At 45.1% G+C, this 335-nt stretch carries 1 protein-coding gene; it reads left to right on the top strand.

From position 1 onward, the window contains the following. The coding region (locus CWC14_RS18520; protein ID WP_171036892.1) for a UvrD-helicase domain-containing protein at positions 1 to 335 on the top strand (335 nt) is incomplete at both ends.

The following is a 335-nucleotide window of genomic DNA, read 5'->3' as shown; positions in this document are numbered from 1 at the left end:
GGTGGATGAATACCAAGATACCAATACCAGCCAATACCAATTGGTTAAGCTATTGGTCGGGCAGCGGGCGCGCTTTACTGTCGTAGGTGATGATGACCAATCTATTTATTCGTGGCGCGGGGCAAAGCCACAAAACCTCGTACAATTGAGTAAAGACTACCCGCATCTGCGTCTTATCAAGCTAGAGCAAAATTACCGTAGTGCTGGACGCATTCTTAAAGCGGCTAATATTCTCATTGCCAATAATCCGCATGTTTTTGATAAAAAACTGTTTAGTGAGCTGGGCTTTGGTGATCAGATTAAAGTCATTGGTACTCGCGATGAGGAGCACGAAG

The organism is Pseudoalteromonas sp. S3260 (assembly GCF_005886925.1).
Classification (GTDB): domain Bacteria; phylum Pseudomonadota; class Gammaproteobacteria; order Enterobacterales; family Alteromonadaceae; genus Pseudoalteromonas; species Pseudoalteromonas tetraodonis.
Note: the sequence above shows the minus strand (reverse complement) of the source record. Positions and strands in the feature narration are given on the sequence as shown.